Source organism: Streptomyces anandii JCM 4720 (genome assembly GCF_014650655.1).
Lineage (GTDB): Bacteria > Actinomycetota > Actinomycetes > Streptomycetales > Streptomycetaceae > Streptomyces > Streptomyces anandii.
The window spans coordinates 74,706-91,267 of record NZ_BMVJ01000024.1; the positions used below are offsets into that span (position 1 = coordinate 74,706).

At 70.7% G+C, this 16,562-nt stretch carries 16 protein-coding genes; 5 read left to right on the forward strand and 11 right to left on the reverse strand.

From position 1 onward, the window contains the following. The first annotated feature begins 173 nt into the window (after positions 1-173). Positions 174-893, forward strand: coding sequence for a VC0807 family protein (locus tag IE249_RS30570; protein WP_189709967.1), 720 nt, complete (start codon positions 174-176; stop codon positions 891-893). A gap of 288 nt (positions 894-1,181) precedes the next feature. Here IE249_RS30570 and IE249_RS30575 read toward each other — a convergent pair whose 3' ends face one another. Continuing rightward, on the reverse strand, positions 1,182-1,562 hold the full coding sequence (locus IE249_RS30575) for a YybH family protein (RefSeq protein WP_189709969.1): 381 nt from the start codon (positions 1,560-1,562) through the stop codon (positions 1,182-1,184). A 332-nt stretch (positions 1,563-1,894) separates the two neighbouring features. Between IE249_RS30575 and IE249_RS30580 the strand changes: the two genes are divergently transcribed. Beyond that, positions 1,895-2,662 (forward strand): AraC family transcriptional regulator, encoded by a 768-nt coding sequence (locus IE249_RS30580; protein WP_189709971.1) that lies wholly within the window; start codon positions 1,895-1,897, stop codon positions 2,660-2,662. Here the strand turns inward: IE249_RS30580 and IE249_RS30585 are convergent. The 6 genes from IE249_RS30585 to IE249_RS30610 form a co-directional block, all read right to left on the reverse strand. Then, a complete protein-coding gene (locus IE249_RS30585; RefSeq protein WP_189709973.1) occupies positions 2,655-3,053 on the reverse strand; it encodes an STAS domain-containing protein in 399 nt (132 codons plus the stop codon). The genes IE249_RS30580 and IE249_RS30585 overlap by 8 nt on opposite strands. Next, on the reverse strand, positions 3,050-4,135 hold the full coding sequence (locus IE249_RS30590; protein WP_189709975.1) for a cobalamin B12-binding domain-containing protein: 1,086 nt from the start codon (positions 4,133-4,135) through the stop codon (positions 3,050-3,052). The genes IE249_RS30585 and IE249_RS30590 overlap by 4 nt, the downstream gene beginning before the upstream one ends. Continuing rightward, positions 4,132-5,811 carry a SpoIIE family protein phosphatase gene (locus tag IE249_RS30595; protein WP_373304497.1) on the reverse strand — a complete coding sequence of 560 codons (1,680 nt, stop codon included), beginning with the start codon at positions 5,809-5,811 and terminating at the stop codon, positions 4,132-4,134. The genes IE249_RS30590 and IE249_RS30595 overlap by 4 nt, the downstream gene beginning before the upstream one ends. A 171-nt stretch (positions 5,812-5,982) precedes the next feature. Further along, positions 5,983-6,582 carry a DUF4328 domain-containing protein gene (locus IE249_RS30600; protein ID WP_229859597.1) on the reverse strand — a complete coding sequence of 200 codons (600 nt, stop codon included), beginning with the start codon at positions 6,580-6,582 and terminating at the stop codon, positions 5,983-5,985. Positions 6,583-7,010: 428 nt separating this feature from the next. Further along, complete coding sequence (locus tag IE249_RS30605; RefSeq protein WP_189709981.1) at positions 7,011-7,664, reverse strand: GNAT family N-acetyltransferase; 654 nt, start codon at positions 7,662-7,664, stop codon at positions 7,011-7,013. A 101-nt stretch (positions 7,665-7,765) separates the two neighbouring features. Next, the gene (locus tag IE249_RS30610) at positions 7,766-8,626 is read right to left on the reverse strand and encodes a GntR family transcriptional regulator (protein ID WP_189710041.1); all 861 of its coding nucleotides are present in this window, start codon (positions 8,624-8,626) and stop codon (positions 7,766-7,768) included. A gap of 295 nt (positions 8,627-8,921) precedes the next feature. Between IE249_RS30610 and IE249_RS30615 the strand changes: the two genes are divergently transcribed. Next, entirely contained in the window at positions 8,922-10,343 is a 1,422-nt protein-coding gene (locus tag IE249_RS30615; RefSeq protein ID WP_189709983.1) for a cellulose binding domain-containing protein, read from the forward strand. A 167-nt stretch (positions 10,344-10,510) separates the two neighbouring features. Here IE249_RS30615 and IE249_RS30620 read toward each other — a convergent pair whose 3' ends face one another. Next, positions 10,511-11,770 carry a cation:proton antiporter gene (locus tag IE249_RS30620; RefSeq protein ID WP_189709984.1) on the reverse strand — a complete coding sequence of 420 codons (1,260 nt, stop codon included), beginning with the start codon at positions 11,768-11,770 and terminating at the stop codon, positions 10,511-10,513. A gap of 6 nt (positions 11,771-11,776) precedes the next feature. Then, complete coding sequence (locus tag IE249_RS30625; protein WP_189709986.1) at positions 11,777-12,247, reverse strand: cation:proton antiporter regulatory subunit; 471 nt, start codon at positions 12,245-12,247, stop codon at positions 11,777-11,779. Between the two features lie 219 nt (positions 12,248-12,466). On the opposite strand from IE249_RS30625, the gene IE249_RS30630 reads away from it, so the two are divergent. Both IE249_RS30630 and IE249_RS30635 read left to right on the forward strand, forming a co-directional pair. Beyond that, positions 12,467-13,666 (forward strand): NAD(P)/FAD-dependent oxidoreductase, encoded by a 1,200-nt coding sequence (locus IE249_RS30630; RefSeq protein ID WP_189709988.1) that lies wholly within the window; start codon positions 12,467-12,469, stop codon positions 13,664-13,666. A 10-nt stretch (positions 13,667-13,676) separates the two neighbouring features. Further along, on the forward strand, positions 13,677-14,612 hold the full coding sequence (locus IE249_RS30635) for a sigma-70 family RNA polymerase sigma factor (RefSeq protein ID WP_189709990.1): 936 nt from the start codon (positions 13,677-13,679) through the stop codon (positions 14,610-14,612). A 59-nt stretch (positions 14,613-14,671) separates the two neighbouring features. Here IE249_RS30635 and IE249_RS30640 read toward each other — a convergent pair whose 3' ends face one another. Continuing rightward, positions 14,672-15,229, reverse strand: a complete 558-nt coding sequence (locus IE249_RS30640) for a DUF3291 domain-containing protein (protein WP_189709992.1) — start codon at positions 15,227-15,229, stop codon at positions 14,672-14,674. A gap of 140 nt (positions 15,230-15,369) precedes the next feature. Beyond that, positions 15,370-16,407 carry a helix-turn-helix transcriptional regulator gene (locus IE249_RS30645; RefSeq protein ID WP_189709994.1) on the reverse strand — a complete coding sequence of 346 codons (1,038 nt, stop codon included), beginning with the start codon at positions 16,405-16,407 and terminating at the stop codon, positions 15,370-15,372. Positions 16,408-16,562 lie beyond the last annotated feature (155 nt).

Below are 16,562 nucleotides of genomic sequence, written 5' to 3' on the forward strand. Positions count from 1 at the left end.
AGCGCGGCACGCGTGCGCCAGGAAGGATCTCGCACGGGAGACCCCGCGCCCGGTGGGGTGCGCTGGGCGGAGGAGTGACCTGCTGACCACTGTCACTGCCCCACACACTTCGACCTTTTCGGCCGACTACGGCGACAACGATCTCAGGGGGAACAATGTCTGGTCGACATGGCATGGGCGCGCCAACGGCACAGGAGGTGCGGACCGCGCTGGTGGACGAACGTCCCGGGCCACCCGGCCGGTCCCGGGGCAACGCGATAGGCGGCTGGGTTCTCACGATCGTGCTGAACGTGGTCGCGCCCATCCTGACCTACAGCGCCCTGCGCGGTCAGGGCTGGAGCGAGTTCACCGCCCTGCTCGCCAGCGGTGGCTGGCCGATGCTCGACAGCGTCGTCCATGTCGCATGGCGGCGCCGTCTGGACGAATTCGCCATCGTGACCCTGGTGTTCCTGGTCATCACGGCCGTGGTGTCACTCGTCGGCCCGCACTCGGCGCGAGCTCTGCTGTTCAAGGACTCGGCCACCACCGGGCTGTTCGGCCTGCTGTGCCTGGCGACGCTGCTGGCCAGGCGGCCGCTCATGTTCTACTTCGGCCGCAAGTTCGCCACCGACGGCACCGCCGCGAGCACCGCCTGGTGGAACGGCCTGTGGCGACTGCCGGGGTTTCGCACGACCATACGGACAATGACCGCGGTCTGGGGCGTGGCCTACTGCGTCGAGGCGATCGTCCGCATCGCGCTGACCACCGTGCTGAGCACCGGCACCATGGTGGCTCTCAGCCCGGTCCTGATCTACGGCGTGCTCGGCGGTCTCGCCCTGTGGACGGCCGTCTACGGCAAGAGGGCGCGCCGCAGGGGCGAGGCGCGCGCCGCCGCGGCCGCCGGCCGGAACTGAACCTCGTCCGGCCGTCGGCACGGCGGCCCCGTCGGCACAGCCGGACGGCGGGACCGCCGGGATTGCCGCCGAGTTCGATCGCGTACCGGCGTACCCGGAGCCCGGTCTACGACCGGTCGCAGGCCCAACAACCCGTCCGTCAGGGCGGGTTGGTGGCCCTGGGACGGCGCCGGTACTCGGCAGTCCCGTCCGGTGCGGCGGAGCCTCGGTGGCCCGTCCGGCCGCTGTCGGCGGGACGGGCCACCTCGGGCCGGTGGAGGCCGGCGCATAGCGCGCTCAGGCCGTCGCTCAGGCTGTGCCGAGCGGGTTGAGCACGGCGAACCGCCAGTAGCCGTCGACGCCCCGGCACGCCACGTTGGCGGTGGTGCCGGTCGGGGCGACACGGTCGCCGTCAGGCGTGGTGACTTCGAGGGTCCAGTCGGTGACCAGCAGCGCGGTCTCGGCTCCGACGATGGTGTGCCGGGGGATGTTGGTGAGCCGTCCACGGGCGGCGACAGTCCCGCTGATCTCGCGGTCCAGCGCCTCGTGACCGGTGATGACCTCACCGGCCGGCGTGCGCATGGTGGCGCCAGGGGCGAACAGGGCCAGGACGCCCTCGACATCACCGTCGTTCAGGGCATCCTCGAACGCGCCGGGCAGCAGCGCGGGATCGGTGATCGCAGTCTTCACAGTGGTGGGTCCTTACGTGGTGTGTGCCCATCGGGGCAGGGATGTACGAGCGCGCCGCGGGTCTCGGGAACACAGATCGGCAGCCCGGGGCGACGCCTCCACGATCCCCGCCGAGGGGCTCCCGCGACGAGGTAGAGTCGGGTCCCGCCATGGTCAAAGTTGGACAACGCGATGTCATCGACATCGCCTACCGCAATCCCGGGCGCCCGCGGCTGGGCCTCGAGGTTCTGACGTACGACGTGCTTCGCCGCCGCCTGAGAAGGGCAGTCGCGCGCTCAGCGAGTCGGCCGGACTTCCATCAACTGCTTCTCGTGCGAGGCGGCGACGCGAGCATGATGGTCGATTTCGTCCCCCAGCCCTGCGCACCGGGCAGGCTGCTGCATGTACGGCCCGGGCAGGTCCAGCGGTTCCCGGTCGATGCGGAGGGCCACCTGGCCGAACTGGACGCCGTGCTGGTGCTGTTCACCGCCGCCTTCCCACCGCGCCTGCCTCAGCTCGCGTCCCTCCTCGACGGCTTCGGCCCGGCCGGCTGGGCGCTGTCCCCGGGTGACTACCAGGTTCTCGACCGGGCCCTGGCCGAGATCGCGGCCGAGTACCACACCCTGGAGGGCCGCCTGGAGGACACGGCGGCCGGCCTCACCGTCCCACTGCTGCGCCAGCTCCTGGGCGCGGTGCTGCTGCGCCTGGCCCGGCTGCCCCTTCCGGACCCTGCCGCCTCGGCGGAGGCCGGGGGTGAGGTCTTCCGTGCCTTCCGGTACGAGCTGGAGCGCTCCTTCGCCGTCACCCGCTCCGTGCAGAGCTACGCCCACCGACTCGGCTACTCACCACGCACCCTGACCCGCGCCTGCCAGGCCGCCACCGGCCGCACCGCCAAGGAACTCATCGACGCCCGTGCCGCCCTGGAGGCGCAGCGGCTGCTCGTGCACACCGACCTGCCCGTCGCCGCGATCGGCCGGATGCTCGGGTTCTCCGAGCCCGCCAACTTCGGGAAGTTCTTCTCCCGCGAGACCGGCGACACCCCAGGCGGCTTCCGCACACGCCGGCGCTGGCCGGGAGCCGGGCAACAGGGAGCGGCTCCGCAGCACGGCGTGGTCAGATGAGACCTGCTCCAGCGAGGCCGTCGTCCTCCTCCGCCCGGCGTGCCTCAGGGCGGGTCGGTGGTGCGGTGAGGTGGTCGAGGACGGCGGTGAGGTGCAGCAAGCGTTCGAGGTGGGCCGGCCGGTTGTCCAGGTGGAGGGTCGCGCCGAGGGCGCTGGTGCGACGGTGGATCATGAGCAGCGCCGTCAGCCCTGAGGAGTCGATGGACGCCAACTCCCGGAAGTCGAGCCGGACATCGGCGGGCGACGGACGGCCGGCCGTGAGCCGTCGGCTCACCTCGTCGAGGAGGTCGTCGCTGGTGTCGTAGTCGAGTTCGCCGCCGATCATGACGGTCAGCGTGGCGGGCTCGTGGCGGAAGGCCAGGGTGAATTCGCTGGGTGGCAGGTGTGTCATGCGTGTATGTCGGGGCCGGGGACAGGACGGGTGGTGTGCTCGGTCAGGGCGGCCCTGCCGTGCTCGATCATCTTGAGCGCGCGGGGGAAATCGCGGAGCTGGTCGGCCAGGGCGTCGAGACCGGCCGCCAGTGAGCGGGCAGGGACGCCCCGGGCTGTGAGGATGCCGGCGGTCCAGGTCAGGAAGGCCGTGAACAGGTCGGGGTCGTCGACGTAGAGAGCGGTGGCCAGGAAGTCGACGATGTGGGCGATGTCCTCGGCGGTGCGTTCGCGCTGTGCGCTGCTGTAGGCGCGCATGGCGGGGAAGCGGTCGTCCAGGTCGGCAAGGGTCTGCTTGACGAACTGGGTCCTGGACCGGACGACCAGGGTGTATTCCTGGTCGGCCAGGTGCGGCAGGTCGTCCACCGTGTGCCGGATCGCCGAGGGGCTCGGCCGCGGTACTCCTGCCTCCAGTACGGCGACCGCGGCCCGTGCGTCGGCCGCCCAGCGGTCGGCCCCCAGAGCCGTGGCGTAGCGGCCCCGGGGGCCGAAGGCACGGCCGCCGGCCAGAACGGGGACACCGATGGCCTGGCAGGCGGAGATGGCGGCGTGCGCGGTCGGCAGGTGGGTGGGGATCGATCCGGAGAGCAGGACCGCGTCCGGGTTGGTCAGGTGCAGGTGAGCTATCAGGTGGGAGGTGGGGGTCTGGGCGCCGAGGTAGTCCACCCGCCATCCGCGCAGGGTCAGTACCTGGGCCACCAGGCGGGCGGGCAGCGCGTGCCACTCCCCGTCCACGCAGGCCACCGTCACCCGGCCGCGGTCGGGTGCGGGCCGGCCGGCGGCGGGACGGTGGGCGAGGGAGGCGACGACGCGCTCGTTGATCGCGGTGGCGGCGTGCTCCTGGGCGACGCTGATGCGGTCCGCCGCCCATTCGACGCCGACCTTCTCCTGCACGGGTGCGATGACCTGGAGCAGGAGCGTTTCCTCACTCAACCCCTGGGCCATTGCGTCGTGGACGGTCGCAGCGGCTCGGTGCTCGTCGCCGGCCATCACGGCGTGCCACAGCCGCTGCACCGCACCGGCTGTCGCGGTGGGCTCGCTCACCACCCGCTCCTCCTCGTCGTTCCACCGCTCGCATGACCGTCGGCGGTGTTCAGCGGGCCGGCTTTCGGGGCGGTGATGGCCATGACGGCCATGTCGTCGTGGCGGCCGTCGCGCAGCCACTGCGCGGCCAGCATCTGCACCCGTTCCACCACCGCTTCTCCCGGCATGCCCACGCACTCGGCGAGCGCCCGCTTCAGACGGTCCTCGCCGAAGAGCTCGTCGCCCAGCGGGCCGCCCCGGGCCTCGGTGACGCCGTCGGTGTACAGCAGGCAGGTCTCCCCCGGTGCGAGGACCGTCCCGACGGTGCGCGCGGTGACGGCCGGCAGGGCGCCGACCAGGGTGCCGCGGGTGCCGGCCTCCTCCACGGTGCCGTCGGTGCGGACGATGAGGGGCGGCAGGTGTCCGGCACTGGTCAGCCGCAACTGCGTCCGGCCGCCGCGGCGTTGTACGGAAGCCAGCGCGAGGGTGGCGAAGCGGGTGTGGTGGGAGGTGAGAAGCGCGCTGTTGAGCAGGTTGAGGATGTGCTGGTGGTCCTCGGCCAGTGGCAGCAGGGCATGCAGGGTGTTGCGGATCTTCCCGGTCAGGACCGCCGCGTCCAGGCCTTTGCCCGCCACGTCACCGAGGACCACCAGCGTCTCCTCGGACGGGTCGGCGCCGGGGTGGACGTCGTAGAAGTCGCCGCCGACCCGCTCGTGATCCTTCGAGGTCCGGTAGCTGCCCGCGTACTCCACACCGTGCACCGTGCGCAGCGTGGGCGGCAGGAGGTCCTGCATCAGCGTGGCAGTGATCGTGGCCTGCTCGGTGTAGAGGCGGGCGGCGGACAGGGCCGCGCCGGCGCGCGCGGCGAACAGGCGGGCGAAGACTTCCTCGCCCTCGGTGAACGCCTGCTCCGTGCTCGAGCGCAGCAGGATGAGTGCGCCGGCCGGGACGCCGTGTCCGGGCAGCGGGGCGACGATGACGGAGCCGACCGAACCGGCGAATCCGTCCGGGATCGCCCAGTCGGGGATGTCGTCGGGGTTGATCCAGCGGGCCGGCACCGGCGGGAATCCCTGCAGGGCCTCCCTGAGCCCGGGCACACCGGTCACGTCGACCTGTCGGCTGGTCTGGACGACGGGGTCGCCTTGGCAGGCGTAGGTGAGGGAACAGCGCCGCCCCTGGGGTGGCGCGATCAGGACGGCGGCTTCGGCGAGGTGCTCCGCGGCCAGGGCGGCGGCCACCTCCATGCAACGCGGCACATTGAGCGTGGACAGCAGCGTGCTGGACGCCTCCGACAGCACCTCGGAGCGGCGTCGCGCATCGCCGAGCGCCCTCTCGGCCACACGGCGGTCGGTGGCATCGACCAGCCACCACACCACATCGCCCCCGCTGAGGGTGATGCGCGCCTCGAAGTAACGCTCGCCGATGGCTCCGTGCGGGAGTTCGGCGGAAGTGCCCTGAGCAGGTGCGGCGATGGTCCGCTGGTGGGCGTCGGCGAGCCAGGCCGGCACCTGCTCGGAAAGCCGGCCGCCGCTCACCGCGTCCGGCAGTACCAGCCTGGCGGCGTCGTTCAGCCGCACGAGATGGCCGTGCCGGTCGGAGACCAGCACAGGATAGGGAGCCTCAGTCCACGCCGGGCCGGCCTGCTGGCCGACCCCGGGCGGAGGAGCGGAAGAGCTGCGAGGAACCGTCACAAACAGAGGCACGCACCGTGCGCACCTCACCACCTTCCTGCCATACGGAATCAGATGTCCTCGGGCAACCGTCGCTCACCGGCCCCGCCATTGCAAGCCGCTCGCGAAAGGCACACGCAAACACCACAGGCAATAGGGCGTGGGGCAAGCGGCCGACGGGCAACAGCAGACGCGGACTCAGGGTGCCGGCCACGGCTCGACGGCGGTGGTGCCGGCGAAACGGTGGGGCGCTTGTTGCATGCGGGTGAGCCGACGAACGAAGACGATGGCCAGGACGGCTGCCACCGCGTTGAGGAGGTCGCCGAGTGCGGTGAGGGCCACCGCGTGGCGCAGACCGGCGAGAGTGGTGGCCGCGTCGGTGGCGGCGGAACCGACCCGGCCGACGGCCACGGAGGCGATCACCAGCGCCCACCAGGCGTTGACCGGGGCTTTGGAGACGGTGCGCCAGGAGCCGTCGGACGTGCTCTGGGCGCTTGCGTGCCACATCTCGCTCGCGACGCGGTAGGGCAGCCACAGGTTACCGACGGGCACGAACCAGGCGCCGATGGCCCATCCACGGGCCATGGTGCACACGTCCTGTGCGAAGTGCTCGGCGTTGACGCGTGCCTGGTAGAACCAGGCGATGAAGACGACCCCCGTGACCAGGACGGCACCGATCTGGAGGTTCCCCGCCATGTCGAGGACATGCGCGGCGTCGACGCGGCCGGTACGGCCGGCCGGCGCACTGTCCAGGTGGCCGTACAGGTTGGCACCGGCCCAGACGGTGAAAACGTCCACCGCGGCGGCGGCGACGAGAAGTACTGAGACAGCGGCAGCCAGATTCCCGGCCGAACGCGGCACGGGACCGCCGACCGGTCTGCCGACAGGACCGTAGGACATAACAAACCCCCCAAGGAACGCGTCCCCACCCGCGAGCGAGGACCGGTGAATGTGCGCGCGCCACCGGCCGAACAGATTGCGCCGGCGCCCGGTGACGGTGCCCGCTCGCACCGCCTGGTCAGGGCGGCGGCAGCACCAGGCAGAGTCCCGTGCGCATCGCAGTGATCCTACCTATGAGGAAGTTGTGCCTTGCGCTCCTGACGGGTGCTAATGCAAGTCCGAGGAAAGCGTTGAGCAAGGTCCCACTAGACTTGTTCACGATGAAATGAAGCGGAGCGCTGAAGTCCCCCAAAGGGCCCAGGCCCTTGTGAGGGCCACCCTGAAGGTCAGGCGTCGTGAACTGGTTCTGGAGCGCGGTTCGGTCTTGGGCCGCCGGGCGGTGTCGGCGGGGCGTCGCGGCCTTCTCGGATGCGGGCGTGCAGGTGCATGTCGTGGCGGCCGTCGTCATGCACGGCGGCGCTGCGTTTGGTGCCTTCCAGGAGGTAACCGGACTTGGTGGCGACCCTGCATGAAGCATGGTTGCGGGTGGAGTGGTCCAGCTCCAGGCGGTGGAAGCCGATCTCGTTCAGGGCCCAGGCGGTGAGCGCGGCGAGGCCGTGCGTGGCGACACCGGCGCCGCGGGCGGCCGGGAGTACCCAGTAGGCCACCTCGGCTACGCCGTCGTCGAGGTCCAGGCCGCGCAACGCGAGCCGGCCGAGTACTTCCTCGCCGTCGCGGGTGATCGCCCAGTGGCCCCCCTTCTCGCGTTTCCAGTCCTGGCGGTATGCGTGGAACCACTCCAGGGCCTCGGCCTCGGAGGCGGGTCGGCGCGTGTGCCAGCGGCGGATCTCGTCATCCTGGTAGGCGGACAGGAACGCCGGTGCGTCGGCTTCTTCCCAGGGGCGCAGCAGCAGGCTCCCGGCAGCGGGGAGAACGGGCTGAGGGCAGTCCCCGAGCGAGCCGGAGGCAATGACGGGCGGCGTCGACAAAGCGCGAGTCATGCACCATGATCGCCCGTGGCCGGCGGCTCACGTCAACACGAGTCGGCCGTCGAAGCGGCGCCACCGCGGCAGGAGTCCGTGCTGTCGGGCCGGGGCAGCCGTCAGCGCGACGTGCTTGACTGGCCGCTCTGCACAACACCTCTGGTCAAGAAGGTGACAGGGGTGCCCGAGATGGAGTCCCCCGGCGGGATGCCCGGGTGGTGGCTGTCGCGCGATGACGGGTGATCGGACCGCGGACCGAGCGTCAGCCGGGAAACGATGCGGTAGCGATCACCTCGGTAGACGGAATGCACATACTCCACCGGGCGGTCATGAGTGTCCGAGGTGAGGCGCTCGAAGAGAAGGGCCGGAGAAAGCTCGGGGACACCGAGAAGTTCTCCCTCACTCCTGGTCACGACAGTGGGCTCGATGGACTGCTGCGCCTCGCTGACCTGAACTCCGTGGCGCTCCCGGAGGTGTTCGTACAGGTCGCCCCTCTCCAGTTCGTCCTCGGTGAGGTCCGGCACCAGGTCCACGGGGACGTGCAGGTACTCGATCGCCATGGGTGAGCCGTCGACCAGACGGACGCGTGCGATGTACCGGATCCCAGCTGCCGGCGAGATGCGCAGCCTGCGGCCCACCCGGGCTCCGGCCTGCACGGTTCTGAACGCCAGGAGCCTGCTGGTCCAGCCACCTGCCGCCTGGGGCAGACCGAAGCTCTCCCGGCTCGCGCTCAACTCCTGCGTGATCTTCTCGCCCGCAACGAACATGCCGCGGCCGTGCTCGCGTACCAGCAGTCCGGCGACGACGAGCTGGTCCACGGCCGCTCGCAAGGTGGGCCGTGAGACACCGAGTTGGGCGCACAGGGTCCGCTCGGAGGGGATGGCGTCACCCGGGCGCCGTTCCTCGATCAGCTCGAGGATGGCGCCGCGGACCTTCTCGCGCTTGAGCAACGAGCGTGAGGCGGAAGAGCCGATCTCCATGCAGAGCTCTCGATCGTGGTCGGGGCACGGTACTCGGATGAACCATAACTGGTCTGGTGGTAAAGCGTCTTGGGCCTCGCCCGACATGGCTCTCCCTCAACCTGCCGCAGACACAGGGGCAGGCAGATGTGGCGGGAAGGGTTGACGCGGACATTGGTCTATGCCACGTTCATCCGGCGTCAACTGGTAAGCCAGTTGGGTCAACTGGTCAAGTACGCGCGTGTTCCCCCCTCCCCCGATCGGATCCCTTCGCTCCTCCGCAGGAAGCAGAAGTCCTCCTGAAAGGAAGCCCCCCATGAAGAGTAGATCCACCCGACGCCGCGTCGCCCTGGCGCTCGCCGCTCTGCTGGGCAGCACCGTCGTGGCAGGAGTTCAGGTCGTCTCTGCCGCGGGGGCGGGCAGCACCGTCGCCGTGCAGTACCGCACCAGCGCGAGCACTTCCACCGCCGATCAGAGCGAGCCCTGGCTGAAGGTGCGCAACACCGGCTCCTCGGCTGTCCAGTTGAGCCAGGTCAAGGTGCGCTACTACTTCAAGGCCGACTCGGCGAGCGCCACGTACAGGTTCGCCTGTTCCTGGGCGGTCAAGGGCTGCGCCAACATCACCGGGACGTTCGGCACGCTGAGCCACCCGACCGCCACCGCGGACCGGTACCTGGAGATCGGTTTCACCTCCGGCGCCGGATCACTTGAGCCGGGCGCCGACACAGGTGACATGCAGTTGCGCTTCTACCAGTCGAACTGGCAGCCCCTGAACCAGGCGGACGACTACTCCTTCAGCGCCTCCCAGTCCGCGTACGCGGACTGGGCCGAGGTGACCGCACAACTTGCGGGAAGCACCGTGTGGGGAACAGCCCCTGAAGGCAACGACCCGGGAGACCCGACCGACCCCACCGACCCGCCCGGCGGTGGCGGGCAGACCCTGTTCGACGACTTCGACTACGCGTCCTCCAGCGACCCGTCACTGTCCGCCCACGGCTGGAACGTCCGCTCCAACTCGGGTGGTCCGGGCGTCCCCGGCGCGACGTGGGACCCGTCCAAGGTCACTTTCGCGAGCACCTCGGGCAACTCGGTGATGAACCTCCAGACCTCCACCGCGGGCTCCGCGGAGACCACCAGGCAGACCGAAGTCCTCACCAGGTCAATGAAGTTCAAGAACGGCACCTACGCGGCCCGCGTGAAGTTCTCGGACGCGCCGACGTCGGGGCCCGACGGCGACCACCTGGTGCAGACGTTCTTCACCATCAACGACCTCAAGGCGCCGATGGCCGACGACTACTCGGAGTACGACTTCGAGTACCTGCCCAACGGCGGCTGGGGCGAGTCCGGCAGCATCCTGTACACGACGTCCTGGGAGACGTACAACCCCGACCCCTGGAACGCCGTCAACCAGCACACCGAAGCACGCCAGAGCTTCGCGGGCTGGCACGACCTGGTCTTCACGATCGACGACAGCGACATCAAGTACTACATCGACGGCCGGCTCTTCGGCACACACGACGCCCAGTACCTGCCGGAGCGCCCCATGTCGATCAACTTCAACCAGTGGCTGATCGACCTCGCAGGTCAGAGCTCGACCGCTCCACGGTCCTACGACGAGCAGGTCGACTTCGTCCTGCACGTCAAGGACCAGGTCCTGACGCCCGCCCAGGTGACAGCGAAGGTGTCCGCGTACCGCGCCGCAGGCACCACGTTCGTGGACGACGTCCCGGCTCCGTAGGGCCTGTACGGGGCGGTCAGGTGGCTCCGACGGGAGTCGGACCACTCCCCCGGGCCCGGGCTGGAGCGGGGTGAGCGTGGCAGTCCGGCGGATGCAGGCAGGAGCGGGTGCGGCCGTTCCTGCCGGCCTCGGCTTCGCATCGGATGACCCGACGCGGCCGTCCTCGCTCAGGCCCGGCCGACCGAGTCCTGGTCGCCCACCGCTTCCCTCGCCTCCGCAGGCGACGCCGCACCCTCGCCCAATACGCCGCTCGCCGGTTCGGTCTTGCCCCGACGGCCCGTCAGCCGCAGGGCCACAGGCTCGGTGTAGCGGGCGGCGAGCGGGCCGAGGATCACCAGGATCAGTACGTACGCCGTGGCCAGCGGGCCCAGGGACGGTTCGATGCCCGCGGTGACGGCGAGGCCGGCGATGACGATGGAGAACTCCCCCCGCGCGACCAGCGTGCCTCCCGCCCGCCACCGGCCCTTGGCCGAGATTCCGGCCCGCCTCGCGACCCAGTACCCGGTGCCGATCTTCGTCAATGCGGTGACGGTCGCGAGGGCGAGCGCGGGCAGGAGCACCGGCGGAATGGTCGTCGGGTCGGTGTGCAGGCCGAAGAAGACGAAGAACACCGCGGCGAACAGATCACGCAGTGGAGCGAGCAGATTGTGCGCGCCCTCCGCCACCTCACCGGACAGCGCGATGCCGACCAGGAACGCTCCCACGGCGGCGGAGACCTGCAACTCCTGTGCGAGCCCCGCGACGAGCAGGGTCAGACCCAGCACCACCAGCAGCAGCTTCTCGGGGTCGTCGCTGGAGACGAAGCGTGAGATGTGCCGGCCGAACCGCACCGCCAGCAGCAGCACCAGCCCGGCCGCACCCAGCGCGACGGCCAGCGTGACGCTGCCCGCCGCGAGACCCGTCCCGGCCAGCAGCGCGGTGATGATCGGCAGATAGACGGCCATGGACAGGTCTTCCAGGACCAGGATGCTCAGGATCACCGGGGTCTCCCGGTTGCCGAGCCGGCCCAGGTCACCGAGCACCTTGGCGATGACACCGGACGAGGAGATCCAGGTCACCCCGGCCAGCACCACCGCCGCGACCGGCCCCCAGCCGAGCAGCAACGCCATGGCAGCCCCGGGCAGGGCGTTGAGGGCGGCGTCGACCAGCCCGGCCGGGTACTGCGTCTTGAGGTTGGAGACCAGGTCGCTGGCGGTGTACTCCAGGCCCAGCATGAGCAGCAGCAGGATCACGCCGATTTCGGCGCCGATCGCCACGAACTCCTCACTGGTGTCCAGCGGGAGCAGTCCGCCTTTGCCGAAGGCGAGCCCGGCCAGCAGGTACAAGGGGATCGGGGAGAACTGGAAGCGCCCGGCGAACCGGCCGAGCAGTCCCAGACCGAGGATGATCGCGCCGAACTCGATCAGGAAGATCGCGGTGGAGTGCACGCGGACTCACTCCCGCCCGAGTATCGCCGCGGCCGCCTCGACGCCCTCGCGGGTGCCGATCACGATGAGGGTGTCGCCGCCGGCCAGCCGGAAGTCCGGCCCCGGGGACGGGATCGCCTCCGCCCGGCGCAGCACCGCCACGATCGACACCCCGGTCTCCGTACGCATCCGGGTGTCGCCCAGCAGACGCCCGTTCCAGTGCGAGGTGGCGGACAACTCGATCCGCTCCGCCACCAGCCCCAACTCCGTCGTCGACAGAAGACTCGGGCTGCGGTGCTTCGGCATCAGCGCGTCGATGAGCGCATCCGCCTCCCCCGAGGTCAGCCGGACCGACAGCGCGCAGGCGTCCGGATCGTCCTTGCGGTACGCGCTCAGGGTCCGCGACCCGTCCCGGTGCGCGACCACGGACAGGCGGCGCTGCTCCCTCGTGGTGAGGTCGTAACGGACCCCTATCCCTGGCAACGGCGTACTGCTCATGCGCGCGGCGCCCACGGCTGTCCCCTGTCCGAGTCGGTGTTTCTTTGGGCAATCTTTACCGACACCCTAGCGATCGCCCGCGCTGGGCAGAATCGGCGGTGTCGCCGGCAAGCGCGGGCGGAGCCGTTCGTGTCGGTGACTCACATCACATCCGGCTCCTGTCAGCGATCGGGGCGCCCTCTCGTTCAAGGGGCACGCGAACGAGACAGGAGCATCGCCATGAAGCACCGCATCGTCGTCCTCGGCGCCGGATACGCCGGGGCCTTCGCCGCCGGAAGCCTGGCCCGCCGGCTGTCACCGGCCGACACCGAGATCACCGTCGTCAACGCCGTGCCCGACTTCGTTGAGCGCATGCGCCTCCACCAGCTCGCCGCCGGCCAGGACCTGACGCCCCGTAAGCTCGCCGACGTATTCGCGGGCACCGGGGTGCGGCTGCGCCTGGCGCGTGTCACCGGCGTCGACCCCGAGCGCAGGTCCGTCGCCGTGACCGGCATGACCGGCGAGGAAGGCGACGGCGAGCTCTCCTACGACACGCTTCTCTACGCGCTCGGCAGCTCCGTCGCCCGTCATGGCGTCCCCGGCGTGGCCGAGTACGCCTTCGATGTGACCGGCCGGTCCTCGGCGCTGCGCCTGGGCGAGCGCCTGGCCGATCTGAGCGAGGGCGGCACCGTGCTGGTCGTCGGTGAGGGGCTGACCGGCATCGAGGCCGCCACCGAGTTCGCCGAGTCCCGGCCCGATCTCTCGGTCGCGCTCGCCGCTCGCGGCGAGCTGGGCGCCTGGCTCTCCCCGAAGGCCCGTCGTCACCTGCGCCGGGCCTTCGACCGGCTCGGCATCACCGTCCACGAACACACCGGCATAGAAGCCGTCGAGCCGACACGGGCGATCGCCGCGGACGGCACGTCCATCCCGGCTGACGTCACCGTGTGGTCGGCAGGCTTCGCCGTGCATCCCCTCGCGGCCGCCAGCGGCCTGGAGGTCGCCGAGAGCGGCCAGATCATCGTCGACCGCACCATGCGCTCGGTCTCCCACCCCGACGTCTACGCCGCCGGTGACTGCGCCTACGCGATCGGCGACAACGGCCGGCCGCTGCCGATGTCCTGCGCCTCGGCCGGGTTCACCAGCATGCAGGCGACCGCCGCGATCATCGCGCGCCTGACGGGCAGCGAGGTCCCGGCCGTCGGGCTGAAGTACCACGGCAACCACATCAGCCTCGGGAGGCGGGACGCGATCTTCCAGATGGTGGACGCGGATGTCCGGTCGAAGTCCTGGTACCTGGGCGGCCGGACCGCCGCGCGGCTCAAGTCGGGCGTGCTCAACGGGGCCGGGTGGAGCATCGCCCACCCGACCTTCGGCATGCCGAGGCGCAAGCGCCGCCTGGCCACCACGCCCGATCGGGCCAGTGTGAGGGTCGCCGCCTAGGCTCCTCTGCATGGACAGCGCAGCCATCGATCGGTTCGAGGCCAGCCGGGGCCGGCTGGCCTCGCTCGCGTACCGTCTGCTCGGCTCGGCCGCCGACGCCGAGGACGCCGTGCAGGACACGTTCCTGCGCTGGCAGGCCGCGGACCGCGAGCGCATCGAGGTGCCACAGGCGTGGCTGACCAAGGTCCTCACCAATCTCTGCCTCGACCGGCTCCGCTCGGCGCAGGCGCGCCACGAACGCGCGGCCGGTGCCTGGCTGCCCGAGCCGCTCCTCGAGGGCGACCCGATGCTCGGCCCGGCCGACACCTTCGAGCAGCGCGAATCGGTGTCCTTGGCCGTACTGATCCTCATGGAGCGCCTCTCGCCGGTCGAGCGGGCCGTCTACGTACTGCGCGAGGTCTTTTCGTACCCCCACGCCGAGATCGCCGGGATCCTCGACATCACCGAGTCCGCGAGCCAGCAGCACGTCCACCGGGCCCGACGCCGGATCGCCGCCGAGCGCCGGGGCGGCCAGGTGGACCCCGCGTCCGCCCGCCGGATCGTCGAGGAGTTCCTCGTCGCGGCCACCTCAGGGCGCACCGAACGGCTGGTGGCGCTGCTCACCGCCGACGCGACCGCGGTCTCGGACGGCGCCGGACTGGCCAGGCGGCTGCTGCGGTACAGGACGCGCGAGCGCATCGCCTCCTTCGCACGGGCCGGTTTCAAACCCACTCCGGCCAAGCGGCGGCTGGCCGGCGGCTCCGTCGCGATGTACGTCGCGCTGGTCAACGGCTCCCCCGCAGTCCTCGCCGTGGTCGGCGAACGGGTCGTGGGCGCCGTGGCGTTCGAAGTCATCGAGGGCAAGGTGGCCTGCGTGTTCGGCATCGCCGCCACGGACCGGCTCACGCGCCTCGACGAGGCCTGGCGGCAGCACGAACCCGACGCGCCGGTCATCCGTGCATGGTGATCACAGCCTTCCGGGAACCGGTCGCGTCAGGAAGGCTTTGCCGCCCGTCGCGGATGCCGTCAACGAACCTGGTCGCTCCTCGGCCCGATGTCTGTGGTTCTGGCCGGAGTTCCGTCCGGGGTGTATGAGTGGTGGAAGGTGAAGGCGTGCGGCGCGGAGCCGTGGTCGTGGAGGTGTTCCAGCCTGGAAACCCCGTCCCGCCAGGTGGGTATCACACCGTCGGAGACCCACCAGAACACGTAATTCGGGTGGCCTGTCCTCTCGAACCAGTCGTAACGCCTGTTCAGCGCCTCACGGTGCAGACCGGTGTAGACGGCGTCGAAGGCGGGGCGCAGGTCGGTCCAGAGTGAGAGGGTGGCGGCCAGGGCGGTGGTTTCCCGCGTATGACCCTTGCCGTACCAGGCTGGTACGGCGAAGTTTCCCCATGCGCCCCAGTCCGCCTCGAAGAGGACGCCCCGGTCACCGTCCGCCGCTTCAGCGTGCCCGAGGTATCCGGGGTGCTGGCTGATCTTCCGGTAGACGGCCCCGCCCATGTCGTAGAACTCGCGCGTGAGAGGTGCGGGATCGGCGAGAGGTGACTTCAGGACGCCGAATGTGTACAGAGCAAGACGGGGCATGCGTCTCTTCCTGGTTGGGCTGCCTGGCGTGAACCAGGTTCGGTGGCTTGTGCATTGAGATGAAGCTGGCTCCTTCTGCGAACTCACGGTTGCACGGAACACACGCCTGGTCGTGCCGGGCGTGGCGCACGGCACACTGATTATGGAGCGGGCGGCGGCCGGTGACCTCCGGTTTCCTTCCCGTCGCTGCGGGCGCGGTGCGCGAGGCGGTGGGCGAACTCGGCTACGAGGTCGCGCAGTTCACCGGGGCGCTCGATGACGAACGGCCGGTCGAGGGCGGCGAGCACCGGGGGCAGCCAGTCGAGCCGCTCGGCCCGCAGCTCGACAAGCAGCCACCGTTCGGCGGCCGGGGATCGCGCGCCGGGCTCGGATTCCGGCTCCAGCTCCGTGAGCGTGGCGACGGTCGCGGGCAGCCGGGTCCGGATCTGGTCGAGGGTGCCGTGGATCCGCAGGGTGACCTCGTGCCGGTAGGCCGCGGTGGCGAAGTCGGTCAGAAGACGCTGCGCCGGGTCGGGGCCCGTGGGCGGCTCGAACGTCCCGGGCAGGGTCCTGGCGTCCGAGATCCGGTCGAGCCGGAACGTCCGGTCCTCCCCGATCCCCGGGTCGGCGCCGGTGACGTACCAGCGGCCGGAGTGGGCGACGATCCCGTACGGGTGCAGCGTGCGGTCGCTCGGCCGCCCGTCACGCCCGGTGTACCTGATGGAGACGGGCCGGTGGTGGCGTACCGCGTCGGCGACGGTGAGCAGGACCCCGGCGTCGGGGGCGGCGAACGTGCCGGGCGGTTCCGTGAAGTCGAGGGATTCCAGGACCGTGTCGAGGCGGCGGGCGAGGCGCTCGGGCAGCACCCGCCGGATCTTGGCCGCCGCCGTCTCGCTCGCGGTTGCGGTCGCCGGCGTCAGTCCCGCCCGGCGGCCCGCGGCCAGGCCGAGCAGTACGGCGAGTGCCTCGTCGTCGCTGAGCATGAGCGGGGGCAGGCGGTAGCCGGGGGCGAGGCGGTAGCCGCCGTAGCGGCCGCGCACCGCCTCGACCGGTACGTCGAGGTCGATCAGGTGGTCCACGTAGCGCCGCACGGTGCGGCCGTCCACGCCCAGCCGGCCGGCGAGCTCGGCGATCGTCCGGGTGCCGCCGGACTGCAGCAGTTCGAGGAGGGTGAGGACGCGGCCGGTGGGTCGGGACATGCTCTCGAATCTAGCGTGGATCCAGCCTGGATAGTGGACCGGTTCTGTCCACTATTGGTTCTAGCGTCGAGGTGCAAGCAAGCCGCACACCCCTCCAGGGAGAGCACCATGGACTTCGTCTCGATCCGCGTCATCACCGGCGACGTCGCGCGCCT